The organism is Undibacterium sp. Jales W-56 (assembly GCF_025548535.1).
GTDB lineage: Bacteria > Pseudomonadota > Gammaproteobacteria > Burkholderiales > Burkholderiaceae_D > Undibacterium.
In genome coordinates, this window is record NZ_JAJLQW010000005.1 from 25,587 (window position 1) to 38,460 (window position 12,874).

The window sequence follows — 12,874 nt, forward strand, 5'->3', positions numbered from 1 at the left end:
CGGCGATGAAAACAATTGCCTTCCTGTTTTCTGCAGGGCTATTTTCTGCCAGTGGATATGCAGATGAGACGTTATCTGTCGCCATGAACGAATCAATTGTTCGGATTCCGACGACAGTAAAGACGATCTTTCATACCGTCGTTAATAAAGAAATGGTCGTGACCCAATTTAAGCCAGCTGGTGAAGGACGGTTTCCAATAGCTGTGATTTTGCATGGGCGTAGCTATCGTGATCGTTCTAAGCCGGAACGATTTCGGTTGTTGGAGGCCTCGCGGTATTTTCTTCGGCGAGGCTTTGCTGTATGGGTACCTACACGCTTGGGATATGGTGATTCCGGCATTGAGCCGGATCCAGAATACACAGGATCTTGCTCTGGTAAAAATTATTCTCCCGGTTATGAAGCTGCAGCAGTCAGTACTTTGGACGTGATCGAATATGCTAAAAAGCAGAACTATGTAGACCCACAACGCATCGTCGTCGTGGGGCAGTCTTATGGAGGTACTACCGCCATTTCGCTCGCTGCAAAAAATATTCCGGGGGTGATCGCTACTGTGAATTTTGCGGGAGGTGGCGGTGGAAATCCTGAGACGCAGCCTGAAAAGCCCTGTAGGCCAGACTTGCTCAAAGAATTATTTGGTGGGTATGGTAAAACGGCGCGTACGCCGACGTTGTGGATATACACTGAAAATGATAAATACTTCGGTCCTGTCTATCCTAAACAATGGTTTGCAGAATTCCAAAAACAAGGCGGTGATGCCGCGCTTGGTGAATACAAAGCTTTGCCAGCATATGGCGATAACGGACATCTTTTTTTCTCTAGAGGCTTTCAGATATGGCGTCCGCTGGTCGACGAATTTTTGAGTCGCCAGGGTATTGCCATACCAAAAAGCGAGGGTGAATATTCAATTTCGCATTTTGCGAAGATGGAAGATGTGGATAGTCCGCCTTTAAATAGCCAAGAAGCAAGGGAAAAATATGCGCAGTTCTTGAAAATGGATGTGCCGCGTGCTTTCGCGATTGGCCCTAAAGGTGAGTTTGGTTATGCATCAGCAATAGGTGCCGTACAGAAAGCACTATCGATTTGTCAGAATAGGGCGAATGTTCCGTGCCAATTGTATGTGGTCGATGACAAAATGGTGTGGAAGAGAGACGAGTAAATGAGTTATCAAACATTAACTAAGGTGGTTGAGAAGACAGTTGCCACTGTCACACTGAACCGCCCCGAGGTCCGCAACGCCTTTAACGAAACGACGATTGCCGAGATCACGCAGGTGTTCCGCGAACTGGATGCCGACGGCAGCATTCGCGCTGTCGTGCTGGCGGCGAACGGTACGGCGTTTTGCGCCGGTGCCGACCTCAACTGGATGAAGAAGATGGCCGACTACACGCATGCGGAAAATATCGCCGATGCGGGTCAACTGGCCGAGATGCTGCGCACGATTTATACCTGCAGCAAACCGGTGGTTGCCAAGGTACAGGGCGATTGCTATGCCGGCGGCATGGGTTTGGTGGCGGCTTGCGATATCGCGTTGACGGTGGACGCGGCCAATTTTTGTTTGAGCGAAGTCAAGCTGGGACTGATCCCGGCCACCATTTCGCCGTATGTGATCAAGGCGATGGGAGAGAGCGCCGCACGCCGCTACTTCATCACGGCGGAACGTTTCAGCGCCGCCGAAGCGTATCGTATCGGTTTCGTGCATGAAGTGGTGGCCGCCGATGCGCTCGATGCGAAAGTGGCTGAGATCGTCAAGGCGCTGACTGCGAACAGCCCGAACGCAGTCAGGCAGGGCAAGCGCCTGGTGCAGGAGGTGGCCGGACGTGAAGTCACGCCGGCGTTGATCGCCGCCACCGTGGAGGGCATCGCCGGCATCCGCGCCTCGGACGAGGGACGCGAAGGCGTGCGTTCGTTTTTGGAAAAGCGTAAGCCGAGTTGGTTGAACCAACCGTAAAACCGGTGCGCATAGCGCACCCTACAAGTTTTGGAGCAGTTTTGGAACAAGTAAATCACAGCGATTGGGTCGCACGTAGCCTGCAGCATGTATGGCATCCATGTACCCAGATGCAGCATCATTCCGGTGCCAACCCGGTGCCGCTGATTCCGGTCAGCCACGGTCGCGGTGCCTGGCTCTACGATATGGACGGCAAACGCTACCTCGACGCCATCAGTTCCTGGTGGGTGAACTTGTTCGGGCACGCCAATCCGCGCATCAATGCCGAACTCAAGGACCAGCTCGACAAGCTGGAGCATGCGATGCTGGCCGGCTTCACGCATGAGCCGGTGATCCAGTTATCGGAAAAATTAGCGGCGCTCAGCAAGCATGCCTTAGGTCATTGCTTCTACGCGTCCGATGGCGCATCGGCGGTCGAGATCGCACTGAAGATGAGCTTCCATGCCTGGCGCAATGGCGGTCAGACCGATAAACAGGAATTCATTTGCATCAAGGGCAGTTATCACGGTGAAACCGTTGGTGCATTAGCGGTCACTGATGTCAGCCTGTTCCGCGAAGCCTATGGGCCGATGCTGCAACGGGCGCATGTGGTCGCCTCGCCCGATGCGCGGCAGGCGCAAGCCGGCGAAACCGCTGCCGATGTCGCGCTGCGCGCGGCGGCCGACCTGGAACGCGTCCTGCAACAGCGCGACGGCAAAATTGCCGCGGTGATCATCGAGCCGCTAGTGCAATGCGCAACCGGCATGGCGATGCACGACCCCGTGTATCTGCGCCGCCTGCGCGAACTGTGCGACCAATATCAGGTGCACCTGATCGCCGATGAAATCGCGGTCGGTTGCGGTCGTACCGGCACTTTCTTTGCCTGCGAATCGGCCAGCATCTGGCCCGACTTTTTATGCCTGTCGAAAGGCATCAGCGGCGGCTATCTGCCTCTGTCTCTGGTGATGACTACCGATACGGTGTACCAGGCGTTTTACGATGCCGATGTACGGCGCGGATTTTTGCATTCGCATTCGTACACCGGCAATCCGCTGGCCTGTCGCGCCGCCTTGGCGACCCTGGCGATTTTTGAAGACGAGCAGGTGCTGGAAAAAAACCGGCTCACGGCACAGGCCATCAATGACGCCTTCGCCAGCTTAAGGAACGACCCGCGGGTGCGCCATGTGCGGCAGCAGGGCATGATCTTCGCGTTCGATGCGGTGATCGATGATGCTGAGCGGGCCGCGACTTTTTCACGGCGCTTTTTTGCGGCGGCATTGAAGCAGGAATTGTTATTGCGCCCGATTGGTCGCACCGTGTACCTGATGCCGCCGTATATTCTCGATCCGCAGGAAATCGCCTTGTTGACCAGCAAAACCTTGCAGGTATTTAATGCCGTAATGCATGAGGTGATGGCATGAGTCAGCACCTGTTAGGCCAATTGCGTGATGAGCTCGATGTACTCGATGCCAAACACCTGATACGCCGCCGCCGTACGGTGGAGACGCCATCTGCACCGGCCTTGCGCGTCGATGGCAGGGACTTGCTGGCCTTCTGCAGTAACGATTATCTGGGCCTGGCGGCCCATCCGGCAATCATCGCTGCTTTGCAAGAGGGCGCAAGTCTGTACGGCGTAGGCAGCGGCGCCTCGCATCTGATCAGCGGGCATAGCCGCGCGCATGCCGTGCTGGAAGAACGGCTGGCTGAATTCATGTCGCCGTATATGGAACACGCCCGTGCCCTGTATTTTTGCACCGGCTATATGGCGAATCTGGCCGTCATCACGGCACTGGCCGGTAAAGATGCGGCAGTGTTCTCAGAAGCTTTAAATCATGCCTCGCTGATTGACGGTGTCCGTTTATCGCGGGCCGCGGTCAAGGTATTTCCGCATCGCGATTACGCTGCGCTCGAGCAGATGTTGCAAGAGTCAAATGCCAACACCAAAGTCGTGGTCACCGACAGCGTCTTCAGCATGGATGGCAATATCGCCGACCTGCCTGCGCTGCTGGCCTTATGCGAGCGCCATGATGCCTGGCTGATGGTCGATGATGCGCATGGCTTCGGCGTGCTAGGAACAAACGGACGCGGCGTGCTGGAACACTTCAACCTGCGCTCGCCGAATCTGGTCTACATGGGCACGCTGGGCAAAGCGGCCGGGGTAGGCGGTGCCTTCGTCGCAGCGCACACCACCGTGATCGAATGGCTGGTGCAAAAGGCCAGGCCGTATATTTATACGACTGCCGCACCGCCGGCGCTGGCGCATGCGCTGCTGACCAGTCTCGACATCATCAGCGGCGCAGAGGGCCAGCAGCGACGTAATAATTTGCAGCAGTTGATCGCCAGTTTCCGCCAAGGCTTACGCCTGCCGAGCTGGGAGTTGATGCCTTCGGATACCGCGATACAACCGGTGGTGATCGGCGATAACGCGGTGATGTTGCAGGTTGCCGCGAATCTGCTGGAACAGGGTATCTGGGTCGGTGCGATTCGTCCACCCACCGTGCCAGCCGGTTCAGCGCGATTGCGTATCACCTTGTCGGCATCGCATACCCGGGAACAGGTCACGCAGCTGGTGCATGCCTTGAATGAATTGGAAGCCGCATCAAATGAAGCAGCAAAAGATGAAGCAACATCAAACGGTCTGGCGGAGGCACCGTGAATAAGAACCTTCATTTGCGGCCGCACGACTATTTCGTGACCGGTACCGATACCGAGATCGGCAAGACCCTGGTCAGCGCTGCGCTGCTGCATGCAATGGCGCAGCGTGAGTGGCGCAGTGTCGGCATGAAGCCCGTCGCAGCCGGAGCCGACTTACGTGATGGCGTATTGCACAATGAGGATGTCGATGCCTTGATCGCCGCGTCCTCAGTAAACGCGCCGCTGGAATGGGTTTGTCCGTATCTGATGCAGACGCCTGCCGCGCCGCATATCGTGGCACAACGTGAGCAGGTCACGATTTCGCTGCCGCATGTCAGTGCTTGCTACCGGCAGTTGACCCAACTGGCCGATGCGGTGGTGGTGGAAGGCGTAGGCGGCTTTTGCGTGCCGCTGAATGCCGAACACGACACCGCCGATATGGCGCAGCAACTGGGCTTGCCGGTGATCCTGGTGGTCGGTTTGCGGCTGGGTTGCATCAACCACGCCCTGTTAAGCGCCGCAGCGATTGCCGCCCGCGGCTTGCGGCTGGCCGGCTGGGTCGCCAACACGGTCGATCCTGGCATGCTGTACCCTGCTGATAACATAGCGGCGTTGCAGGCACGATTAGCCGCGCCGTTAATAGGGCAGATTCCGCGATTAGACTTATCCACCGATACGGTGGGTGCAGAAGCAAGGCTGGCACAGCGTGCCGCCGCGTATTTAGATTTGAATTTATTGAAGTGAAGGAAGACTCATGCAAGCCAAAGAACAAACACCACAAGCGGTACAATTTCAGCCGACTGTCAAAAAAATCGAAGCCGACACCTGGCCAGTGGACGACGTGCTGGCGCTGTTTGACTTACCGTTTAACGACCTGATGTTCCAGGCCCAGACCGCGCATCGTGCCAACTTCCCGAATGCCGATATCGAACTCGCCACACTGCTGTCCATCAAGACCGGTGGTTGCGAAGAAGATTGCAGTTACTGCCCGCAGGCAGCGCGCTACGACACCGGTGTGGTAGCCCAAAAAATGCTCGATGTGCGCGAAGTGCTGGACGCCGCCAAAGCCGCCCGCGAAAACGGTGCAACCCGTTTCTGCATGGGCGCGGCGTGGCGCTCGCCGAAAGACCGCGACATGGAAAAAGTAGAGACCATGGTGCGCGAAGTCAAGGCCATGGGACTGGAAACCTGCGCCACTTTGGGCATGCTCAAGGAAGAACAGGCGCAGCGCCTGGCCGATGCCGGTCTCGATTACTACAATCACAATCTGGACACCGCACCGGAGTTTTACAGCAATGTGATCTCGACCCGCGATTATCAGGACCGCTTGGACACGCTGGGCCATGTGCGCAGCGCCGGACTTAAAGTCTGCTGCGGCGGCATCGTCGGCATGGGTGAATCGCGCCGGCAACGCGCCGGCCTGATAGCACAACTGGCGAACCTCAATCCTTACCCGGAATCGGTGCCGGTCAATCACCTGGTCCAAGTCGAAGGCACGCCGCTGCACGGTCTTGATCCGCTCGACCCATTCGAGTTTGTCCGTACCATTGCGATCGCCCGCATCACCATGCCGAAGGCGCGCGTACGTTTGTCCGCCGGCCGCCGTCAGATGGGCGAAGCGGTACAGGCGATGTGTTTCCTGGCGGGGGCGAATTCGATTTTTTACGGCGATAAATTGCTGACCACGCAAAACCCGGAGGCAGAAGACGACCGCGTCCTGTTAGACAAACTCGGCCTGAAAACTCGCGGCAAGGTCGAAGCCAAAGCCGGTAGCTGCAACTAAAAGTAATTCAAAATCCGTAGTTCAAAGCCCCTTGCCATAGAGGCACCGAGACACCGAGAGCAGCAAAAAGACGATCAATTTCCTCCGTTTTTCCTCTGTGTCTCGATGTCTCTGTGTTGAGAGGTTTTAAAGAATTTTTACTGGAAAGATTTATCCATGTTTAGCAAAATCCTGATCGCCAACCGTGGCGAAATCGCTTGCCGTGTCGCTGCTACCGCACGCCGCATGGGCATTAAAACCGTCGCTGTATACTCCGAAGCGGACGCCAATGCGAAGCATGTTGCCGTCTGCGACGAAGCCGTCTTGATCGGACCGGCTCCCGCCAAAGAGAGCTATCTGCGCGCTGACAAAATCATTGCAGTTGCGCTGGCGACGGGCGCCCAGGCGATCCATCCAGGTTATGGTTTCTTGTCTGAGAATAGCGAGTTTGCCGATGCTTGCGCCAAGGCTGGATTGGTATTCATCGGACCGCCGGCATCGGCGATCCGTGCCATGGGCAGCAAGTCAGCCGCCAAATCCCTGATGGAAAAAGCCGGGGTGCCGCTGGTGCCCGGCTATCACGGCGACAATCAGGACGCCGATTTCTTGCAGAACGAGGCCGACCGCATCGGTTATCCGGTATTGCTCAAAGCCAGTGCCGGCGGCGGCGGTAAAGGCATGCGCGTGATTGAAAAATCCGCCGACTTTAAAGATGCACTAGCCTCCTGCAAACGCGAAGCGATCAATTCCTTTGGCGACGATAAAGTCCTGGCCGAAAAATATCTGCAACGTCCGCGCCACATCGAGATCCAGGTCTTTGCCGACACAAAAGGCAATTGCGTATATCTGTTCGAGCGCGATTGCTCGGTGCAGCGTCGCCATCAAAAAGTTCTCGAAGAAGCGCCAGCACCGGGCATGACCGCCGCGCGTCGTGCGGCGATGGGCGAAGCGGCAGTGGCGGCGGCCAAGGCGGTCGGCTACGTCGGCGCAGGCACGGTCGAGTTCATTGCAAACCAGGACGGCTCTTTCTATTTCATGGAAATGAATACCCGCTTGCAGGTGGAGCATCCGGTCACCGAGATGATCACCGGCACCGATCTGGTCGAATGGCAATTGCGCGTCGCTGCCGGCCAGCCTCTGCCTAAGAGCCAGGCTGAACTCAGCATCAACGGACACTCCATCGAAGCACGCGTGTATGCCGAGAATCCGGAAAAAGGCTTCCTGCCGTCGATCGGTACCTTGCAGCATAACCACACGCCGACCGCCGTCAATTTCAAGCTCGGCGGCGGCGTGAATGCTCCTGCTTCTTGCCGCATCGATAGCGGTGTGCGTGAAGGCGACAGCATTTCGCCGTTCTACGACCCGATGATTGCCAAGCTGATCGTCTGGGGCAAAGACCGCACCGAGGCGCTGGCCAACATGGCGCAAGCCCTGGCGCAATACCAGATCGTCGGTCTCTCATCGAATATCGCCTTCCTGCAACGCCTGATCGCCAGCCCGGCTTTTGCCACTGCCGATCTGGATACCGGCTTGATTGAGCGCAATCAAGACGTGCTGTTCCCGGCCGTAGTGCCTGCCAGCCTGCCGGTACTGGCATTGGCGACGGTCGCGTTGCTGCAGGCAGAACAAAGTGGCGCTAGCGATCCGTGGCAGAGCAGCCACGGTTGGCGCATGAACAGTATTTTGCAGCGCAGCTTCAAGCTAGAAGAAGAGCACGGCATGCATGAAGTCATCGTGAGTTATCTGGCGGACGGCTGGGAGATCGGTGTCAATGGCATGTCCGCCAAAGCCAGCCTGACCCACCGCTCAGGAAATCCGGCACATCATTTCAATCTCAAGCTAGGCGATCAGACCGTGACCGGTACGGTGGTGCGCAATGCAGAAATGGTCCATGTATTCAGCCAGGGACAACACACCCAATTGCATTATGCCGATCCGATGGCGCATGCCGGAGAAGCCGAGAGCGAAGGCGGCCGCCTGACCGCCCCGATGCCAGGCAAGATCGTCGCGGTACTGGTCAGCAAAGGGCAGGAAGTCAAAAAGGGCGATGCCCTGCTGATCATGGAAGCGATGAAAATGGAACACACCATCGCCGCACCGCATGACGGCGTGGTCGATGAAGTGCTATACGCCATCGCCGATCAGGTGGCAGAGGGTGCGCCACTACTGAGCTTCAAGCAAGACTGAAATTGGCAGAAGCATTCAAATGTTTATATCATTAGCCTACTTGCTAGCACCCTCATCCCGAACCTTCTCCCGCAAGCGGGAGAAGGGAGTTAACGGCAATTAAATATGGATGTGTTCTTTCCACATCAACCGGCCAAACTCCCGGAAGACCTAAAAACCTGGGCCAGAGAAATGCGCAGGCAAATGCCGGATGCGGAAGCTTTGTTGTGGCAATTGATACGCAACCGTCGTCTGGCAAACGCAAAGTTCCGACGCCAGCATCCTGTCGGTCGCTACATCCTCGATTTTTATTCCGTAGAAACGAAACTGGCGATTGAACTCGATGGAGGTCAACACGCAGAGGCAATTGCATATGATCAAAGGCGCGATGAATTTTTGGCTAGTCAAGGAATCCGCGTGTTACGTTTTTGGAATAATCAGATGTTGAGGGAAACGGAAAGTGTACTTGAAGTGATTTATGATGCACTGATAAACTCGAAAAAAATGGCTAAATAGAACCCTTCTCCCGCAAGCGGGAGAAGGGCAGGGATGAGGGCGGTGGAATAAATGCGCTTTCCTAAAATTCTAGAACATAAAATGTAAATGTTGATCAGTTCGCAATCGTTGCGCTACTTGCCAACACCCTCATCCCCAACCCCAGCGTGGTGGTCAACATCGTCGCCAGCGAGAGAAGGAAGTTAACCGCAATTAATATGAAAATCATCTTCCACGCCACCGGCGGCAATCCCGATCACTGGCTGCATAGCCTCAATCTCGCACTCCCGCAACACGACATCCGGGTCTGGCAGGAGGGCGATACCGCGCCCGCCGATTACGCGATCGTCTGGAAACCGCCCGCAGCGATGCTGGCAGGACGCAGCGCTTTAAAAGCGATCTTCAATCTCGGGGCCGGTGTCGATGCGATTTTGCAATTGGGCGATGCCTTGCCCGCTGGCGTGCCGGTGATCCGCCTCGATGATGCGGGCATGGGCATACAGATGGCGGAATATGTGAGTCACGCTTTGCTGCGCTATTTCCGGCGCTTTGACAGCTACGAGCAGCAGCGGCAGGCGCAGCATTGGCGCTTCTTGAAGCCCTTCGATAAACAGGATTTCCCTGTCGGGATATTGGGTCTGGGCGTGTTAGGGCAGCGGATTGCGCATGCGATCGCGCATTTTGACTTCCCGATTCACGGCTGGAGCCGTACCCCCAAAAATATCGAGGGCGTCAGCTGTTATGCAGGTCAGCAAGGTCTGACGGCGTTTTTACAGGCATCGAAAGTATTGGTATGCATCCTGCCGCTCACCGACGACACCAGCGGTATTTTAAATCGCGAGAACCTGCAAAAATTACCCAAGGGTGCTTACCTGATCAACGTCGCACGCGGTGCCCATGTGGTCGAAGAAGACTTGCTCGCGCTGGTGCAGGAAGAACACATCGCAGGCGCGACGCTCGATGTGTTCCAGCAAGAGCCACTGCCTGCCGGACACCCCTTTTGGTCCGAACCGCGCATCAGTATCACCCCGCATATCGCCGCACTCACCTTGCGTGATGAGAGCGCCCGACAGATTGCCGGCAAGATTCAGGCACTGCAACAAGGTCAGGCGATCAGCGGTATCGTTGACGCATCGAGAGGATATTAATATGACTGCCAGCTTACCCAAACAAGCCAAAATCGTCGAAGTCGGCCCACGCGACGGTTTGCAGAATGAAAAAGAAAGCATTCCTGCCGACCTCAAGATCGCGCTTTCGTAGCAGCGCATCTGCATATGGCAAGAAGTTGATGCTGAAATTGGCGAATAAGTAGAGTTTTTCTTGGAGACAAATTAGCTCAATGTGTAGATAGTGCTGACAAAATTAGGTAAGGCTGCTTTGTTTAACGTGAACACAAAAAAATAAAAGTGAATATTATTTTCCAAGACAATGGTAACCATCTGGATGATTGGTTGAATGCTCTTAAGAAAACTCTTCCGCAGGCGAATGTACGTGTTTGGCAAGAGGGCGATACTGCTCCGGCTGACTATGCAATAGTCTGGAAGCCGCCAGTTGCCATGCTGCGTGAACAGGTTGGTTTAAAGGCTATTTTCAGCAGAGGTGCAGGTGTAGATGGGATATTGCAGTTAGCAGCTAATTTACCCCAAGGTGTACCGGTGGTTCGTCTCAGCGATGCCGGCATGGGCATACAAATGGCAGAGTATGTGACCCATGCAGTATTGCGTTATTTCCGTCAATTCGATTCCTATCAAACCTTAGCGCGGACCGCTGATTGGCGTTTTTTAAGGCCGAATATGCGCGCTGCATTCTCTATCGGTGTGCTTGGTTTGGGTGTTTTGGGTCAGAGGGTAATTCAAGCCTTGCAGCATTTTGATTTCACCGTTAACGGTTGGAGCCGAAGTCCAAAAGATTTGCCGGGTGTGTCATGTTTTTCAGGACGCGAAAACTTAGCGGCGTTTATGCAGGCGTCAAAAGTCCTCGTATGTATTTTGCCGTTGACCGAAGAAACTAAAGGCTTGCTTAATCGCGAAAACTTATCACATCTACCGCAATCTGCTTATTTGATCAATGTGGGGCGTGGCGGGCATTTAGTAGAAGCAGATTTGCTTCCACTCATACAGCAAGGTCGTATTGCTGGCGCAACCCTTGATGTTTTTTCTGAAGAACCATTGCCAGCACTTCACCCATTTTGGCAAGAACCTCGGATCACGCTGACCCCCCATATTGCTGCGATGACTATGATAGAAGAAAGCGTAGTACAAATTGCGGCGAAGATGCAAGCCTTAGAACAAGGCATGCCGATTACCGGAGTGGTTAATTTTTCGAGAGGATATTAATATGGCTGCCAGCTTACCCAAACAAGTCAAAATCGTCGAAGTCGGCCCACGCGATGGCTTGCAGAATGAAAAAGAAAGCATTCCTGCCGACGTCAAGATCGAGCTGGTCAATCGCCTGACTGATGCCGGTTTCAGCAATATCGAAGCGGCGTCTTTCGTCTCGCCCAAATGGGTGCCGCAGATGGCAACCTCAGCCGAAGTCATGGCAGGCATCCGGCGCAAGCCCGGCGTACTCTATTCGGTGCTCACCCCGAACATGAAAGGCTTTGAAGCCGCGCTCGCCGCCGGTGCCGATGAAGTCGTGATCTTCAGCTCTGCCTCCGAAGCCTTCGCGCAAAAGAACATCAATTGCTCGATTGCCGAATCGATAGAACGCTTCCGCGATGTCGCACTGGCCGCCAGGCAAAACCAGATCCGCCTGCGCGGCAGCATCAGCTGCGCTTTCGGTTGCCCGTACCAAGGCGAAGTCGATCCGGCCAGCGTCGCCGACGTGGTCAAGCGCCTACGCGATCTGGGTTGCGACGAAATCGATATCGCCGACACCATCGGCGTCGGCACCGCACGCCAGGTACAGCACGTGATGCAACTGGTCGCGCAGGACTTTCCGCTGAACAGTTTATCGGGCCATTTTCACGATACCTATGGTCAGGCGCTGGCGAATATTTATGCCAGTCTGGAAGTCGGTATCTCGATTTTCCATTCGTCGGTGGCCGGTCTGGGCGGCTGTCCGTATGCGAAGGGCGCGACCGGTAATGTGGCGACGGAAGATGTGCTGTTTATGCTGCAGGGCCTGGGGATTGCTACCGGGATTGATTTAAACGCGGTGGTGGATGCCGGGCAGTTTATTTCCGGGCATCTGGGTAGGAAGGCCGTTAGTCGGGCTGGGAATGCTATTGCGGCTACGAGGGCGGCGTAGTTAGTAACAACCTTATAGTTGAGTTAGCGATTTACTGAAGGACGTCGGGTTGACTGGCTGCTTAGTTCACATACAATTTCACAAATCGCTTTCTCTTTTCAGAGTATCCATTTTTCTCATAAAATTCATGAGCCCGAATTCTGGCCTCGCTACTGGACAGCTCAATTTGAGTACAACCTGCCGATTTAGCGTGAAATTCTGCATGTCGAAGTAGCATCGCCCCAATTCCTTTACTCCGAGCCGAATCACTTACTACGAAAGCTGAAATCACACCCCACTTTCCAGACTCGTGAAAGGGGAAATTGATGTGCAAAGCAATCATACCAACGATAGTAGAACCTTCTTCTGCTACAAACATAATGCTGCTAGCGGTATCGGTTCGAGTCACAATACGAGTAGCAATTTCAGAAGAAACGCTAACATAACCAAGCTGGTTAAATAGACCCGTAAGTTTTTCTGCATCCTGAGACTGGGCGATTCGTATATTCATGGCGAGAGAGTGATTGACTGTTTAACAAATGGATTAGCTTCAATCCATAAATATTACCGCGTAAATCTTACCGAAGCTTACCTGTTTTTATAAAATTAACGGCCAAAGTACAACTAGCTCACACGGTGAATGTGTTCTAACTATGGT

12 protein-coding genes and 1 pseudogene are annotated in these 12,874 nt (G+C 54.8%); 12 read left to right on the top strand and 1 reads right to left on the bottom strand.

The window, feature by feature from the left end; genetic code table 11:
* Positions 1 to 5: 5 nt before the first annotated feature.
* The 12 genes and pseudogenes from LPB67_RS13765 (at position 6) to LPB67_RS13820 (ending at position 12,237) form a co-directional block, all read left to right on the top strand.
* Positions 6 to 1,157 (top strand): dienelactone hydrolase family protein, encoded by a 1,152-nt coding sequence (locus tag LPB67_RS13765; protein ID WP_262837849.1) that lies wholly within the window; start codon positions 6 to 8, stop codon positions 1,155 to 1,157.
* Positions 1,158 to 1,949 carry an enoyl-CoA hydratase/isomerase family protein gene (locus LPB67_RS13770; protein WP_262837850.1) on the top strand — a complete coding sequence of 264 codons (792 nt, stop codon included), beginning with the start codon at positions 1,158 to 1,160 and terminating at the stop codon, positions 1,947 to 1,949.
* A 41-nt stretch (positions 1,950 to 1,990) separates the two neighbouring features.
* Positions 1,991 to 3,349, top strand: coding sequence for an adenosylmethionine--8-amino-7-oxononanoate transaminase (gene bioA, locus LPB67_RS13775; RefSeq protein ID WP_262837851.1), 1,359 nt, complete (start codon positions 1,991 to 1,993; stop codon positions 3,347 to 3,349).
* Entirely contained in the window at positions 3,346 to 4,584 is a 1,239-nt protein-coding gene (bioF, locus tag LPB67_RS13780; protein WP_262837852.1) for an 8-amino-7-oxononanoate synthase, read from the top strand. Before bioA ends, bioF begins: the two co-directional genes overlap by 4 nt.
* On the top strand, positions 4,581 to 5,306 hold the full coding sequence (gene bioD / locus LPB67_RS13785) for a dethiobiotin synthase (RefSeq protein ID WP_262837853.1): 726 nt from the start codon (positions 4,581 to 4,583) through the stop codon (positions 5,304 to 5,306). Before bioF ends, bioD begins: the two co-directional genes overlap by 4 nt.
* A gap of 10 nt (positions 5,307 to 5,316) precedes the next feature.
* Positions 5,317 to 6,345, top strand: coding sequence for a biotin synthase BioB (gene bioB / locus LPB67_RS13790; protein ID WP_262837854.1), 1,029 nt, complete (start codon positions 5,317 to 5,319; stop codon positions 6,343 to 6,345).
* Positions 6,346 to 6,501: 156 nt separating this feature from the next.
* On the top strand, positions 6,502 to 8,511 hold the full coding sequence (locus tag LPB67_RS13795) for an acetyl/propionyl/methylcrotonyl-CoA carboxylase subunit alpha (RefSeq protein ID WP_262837855.1): 2,010 nt from the start codon (positions 6,502 to 6,504) through the stop codon (positions 8,509 to 8,511).
* A gap of 105 nt (positions 8,512 to 8,616) precedes the next feature.
* Positions 8,617 to 9,006: an endonuclease domain-containing protein gene (locus tag LPB67_RS13800; protein ID WP_262837856.1), complete on the top strand. Its 390-nt coding sequence runs from the start codon at positions 8,617 to 8,619 to the stop codon at positions 9,004 to 9,006.
* 197 nt (positions 9,007 to 9,203) lie between these two features.
* Positions 9,204 to 10,133, top strand: a complete 930-nt coding sequence (locus LPB67_RS13805; RefSeq protein ID WP_262837857.1) for a 2-hydroxyacid dehydrogenase — start codon at positions 9,204 to 9,206, stop codon at positions 10,131 to 10,133.
* Between the two features lies 1 nt (position 10,134).
* A pseudogene (locus LPB67_RS13810) lies at positions 10,135 to 10,239 on the top strand (hydroxymethylglutaryl-CoA lyase); the annotation flags it as partial.
* 152 nt (positions 10,240 to 10,391) lie between these two features.
* Complete coding sequence (locus LPB67_RS13815) at positions 10,392 to 11,321, top strand: 2-hydroxyacid dehydrogenase (RefSeq protein ID WP_262837858.1); 930 nt, start codon at positions 10,392 to 10,394, stop codon at positions 11,319 to 11,321.
* A gap of 1 nt (position 11,322) precedes the next feature.
* A complete protein-coding gene (locus tag LPB67_RS13820) occupies positions 11,323 to 12,237 on the top strand; it encodes a hydroxymethylglutaryl-CoA lyase (RefSeq protein ID WP_262837859.1) in 915 nt (304 codons plus the stop codon).
* A 61-nt stretch (positions 12,238 to 12,298) separates the two neighbouring features.
* Here the strand turns inward: LPB67_RS13820 and LPB67_RS13825 are convergent, their stop codons facing one another.
* Positions 12,299 to 12,727, bottom strand: coding sequence for a GNAT family N-acetyltransferase (locus LPB67_RS13825; protein ID WP_262837860.1), 429 nt, complete (start codon positions 12,725 to 12,727; stop codon positions 12,299 to 12,301).
* Positions 12,728 to 12,874 lie beyond the last annotated feature (147 nt).

Excerpts from the sequence above, each read along its gene's own strand:
- LPB67_RS13765 (WP_262837849.1), top strand. The coding sequence starts at position 6 with ATGAAAACAATTGCCTTCCTGTTTTCTGCAGGGCTATTTTCTGCCAGT.
- LPB67_RS13770 (WP_262837850.1), top strand. The coding sequence starts at position 1,158 with ATGAGTTATCAAACATTAACTAAGGTGGTTGAGAAGACAGTTGCCACT.
- bioF (WP_262837852.1), top strand. The coding sequence starts at position 3,346 with ATGAGTCAGCACCTGTTAGGCCAATTGCGTGATGAGCTCGATGTACTC.
- bioB (WP_262837854.1), top strand. The coding sequence starts at position 5,317 with ATGCAAGCCAAAGAACAAACACCACAAGCGGTACAATTTCAGCCGACT.
- LPB67_RS13795 (WP_262837855.1), top strand. The coding sequence starts at position 6,502 with ATGTTTAGCAAAATCCTGATCGCCAACCGTGGCGAAATCGCTTGCCGT.
- LPB67_RS13800 (WP_262837856.1), top strand. The coding sequence starts at position 8,617 with ATGGATGTGTTCTTTCCACATCAACCGGCCAAACTCCCGGAAGACCTA.
- LPB67_RS13805 (WP_262837857.1), top strand. The coding sequence starts at position 9,204 with ATGAAAATCATCTTCCACGCCACCGGCGGCAATCCCGATCACTGGCTG.
- LPB67_RS13820 (WP_262837859.1), top strand. The coding sequence starts at position 11,323 with ATGGCTGCCAGCTTACCCAAACAAGTCAAAATCGTCGAAGTCGGCCCA.
- LPB67_RS13825 (WP_262837860.1), bottom strand. The coding sequence starts at position 12,727 with ATGAATATACGAATCGCCCAGTCTCAGGATGCAGAAAAACTTACGGGT.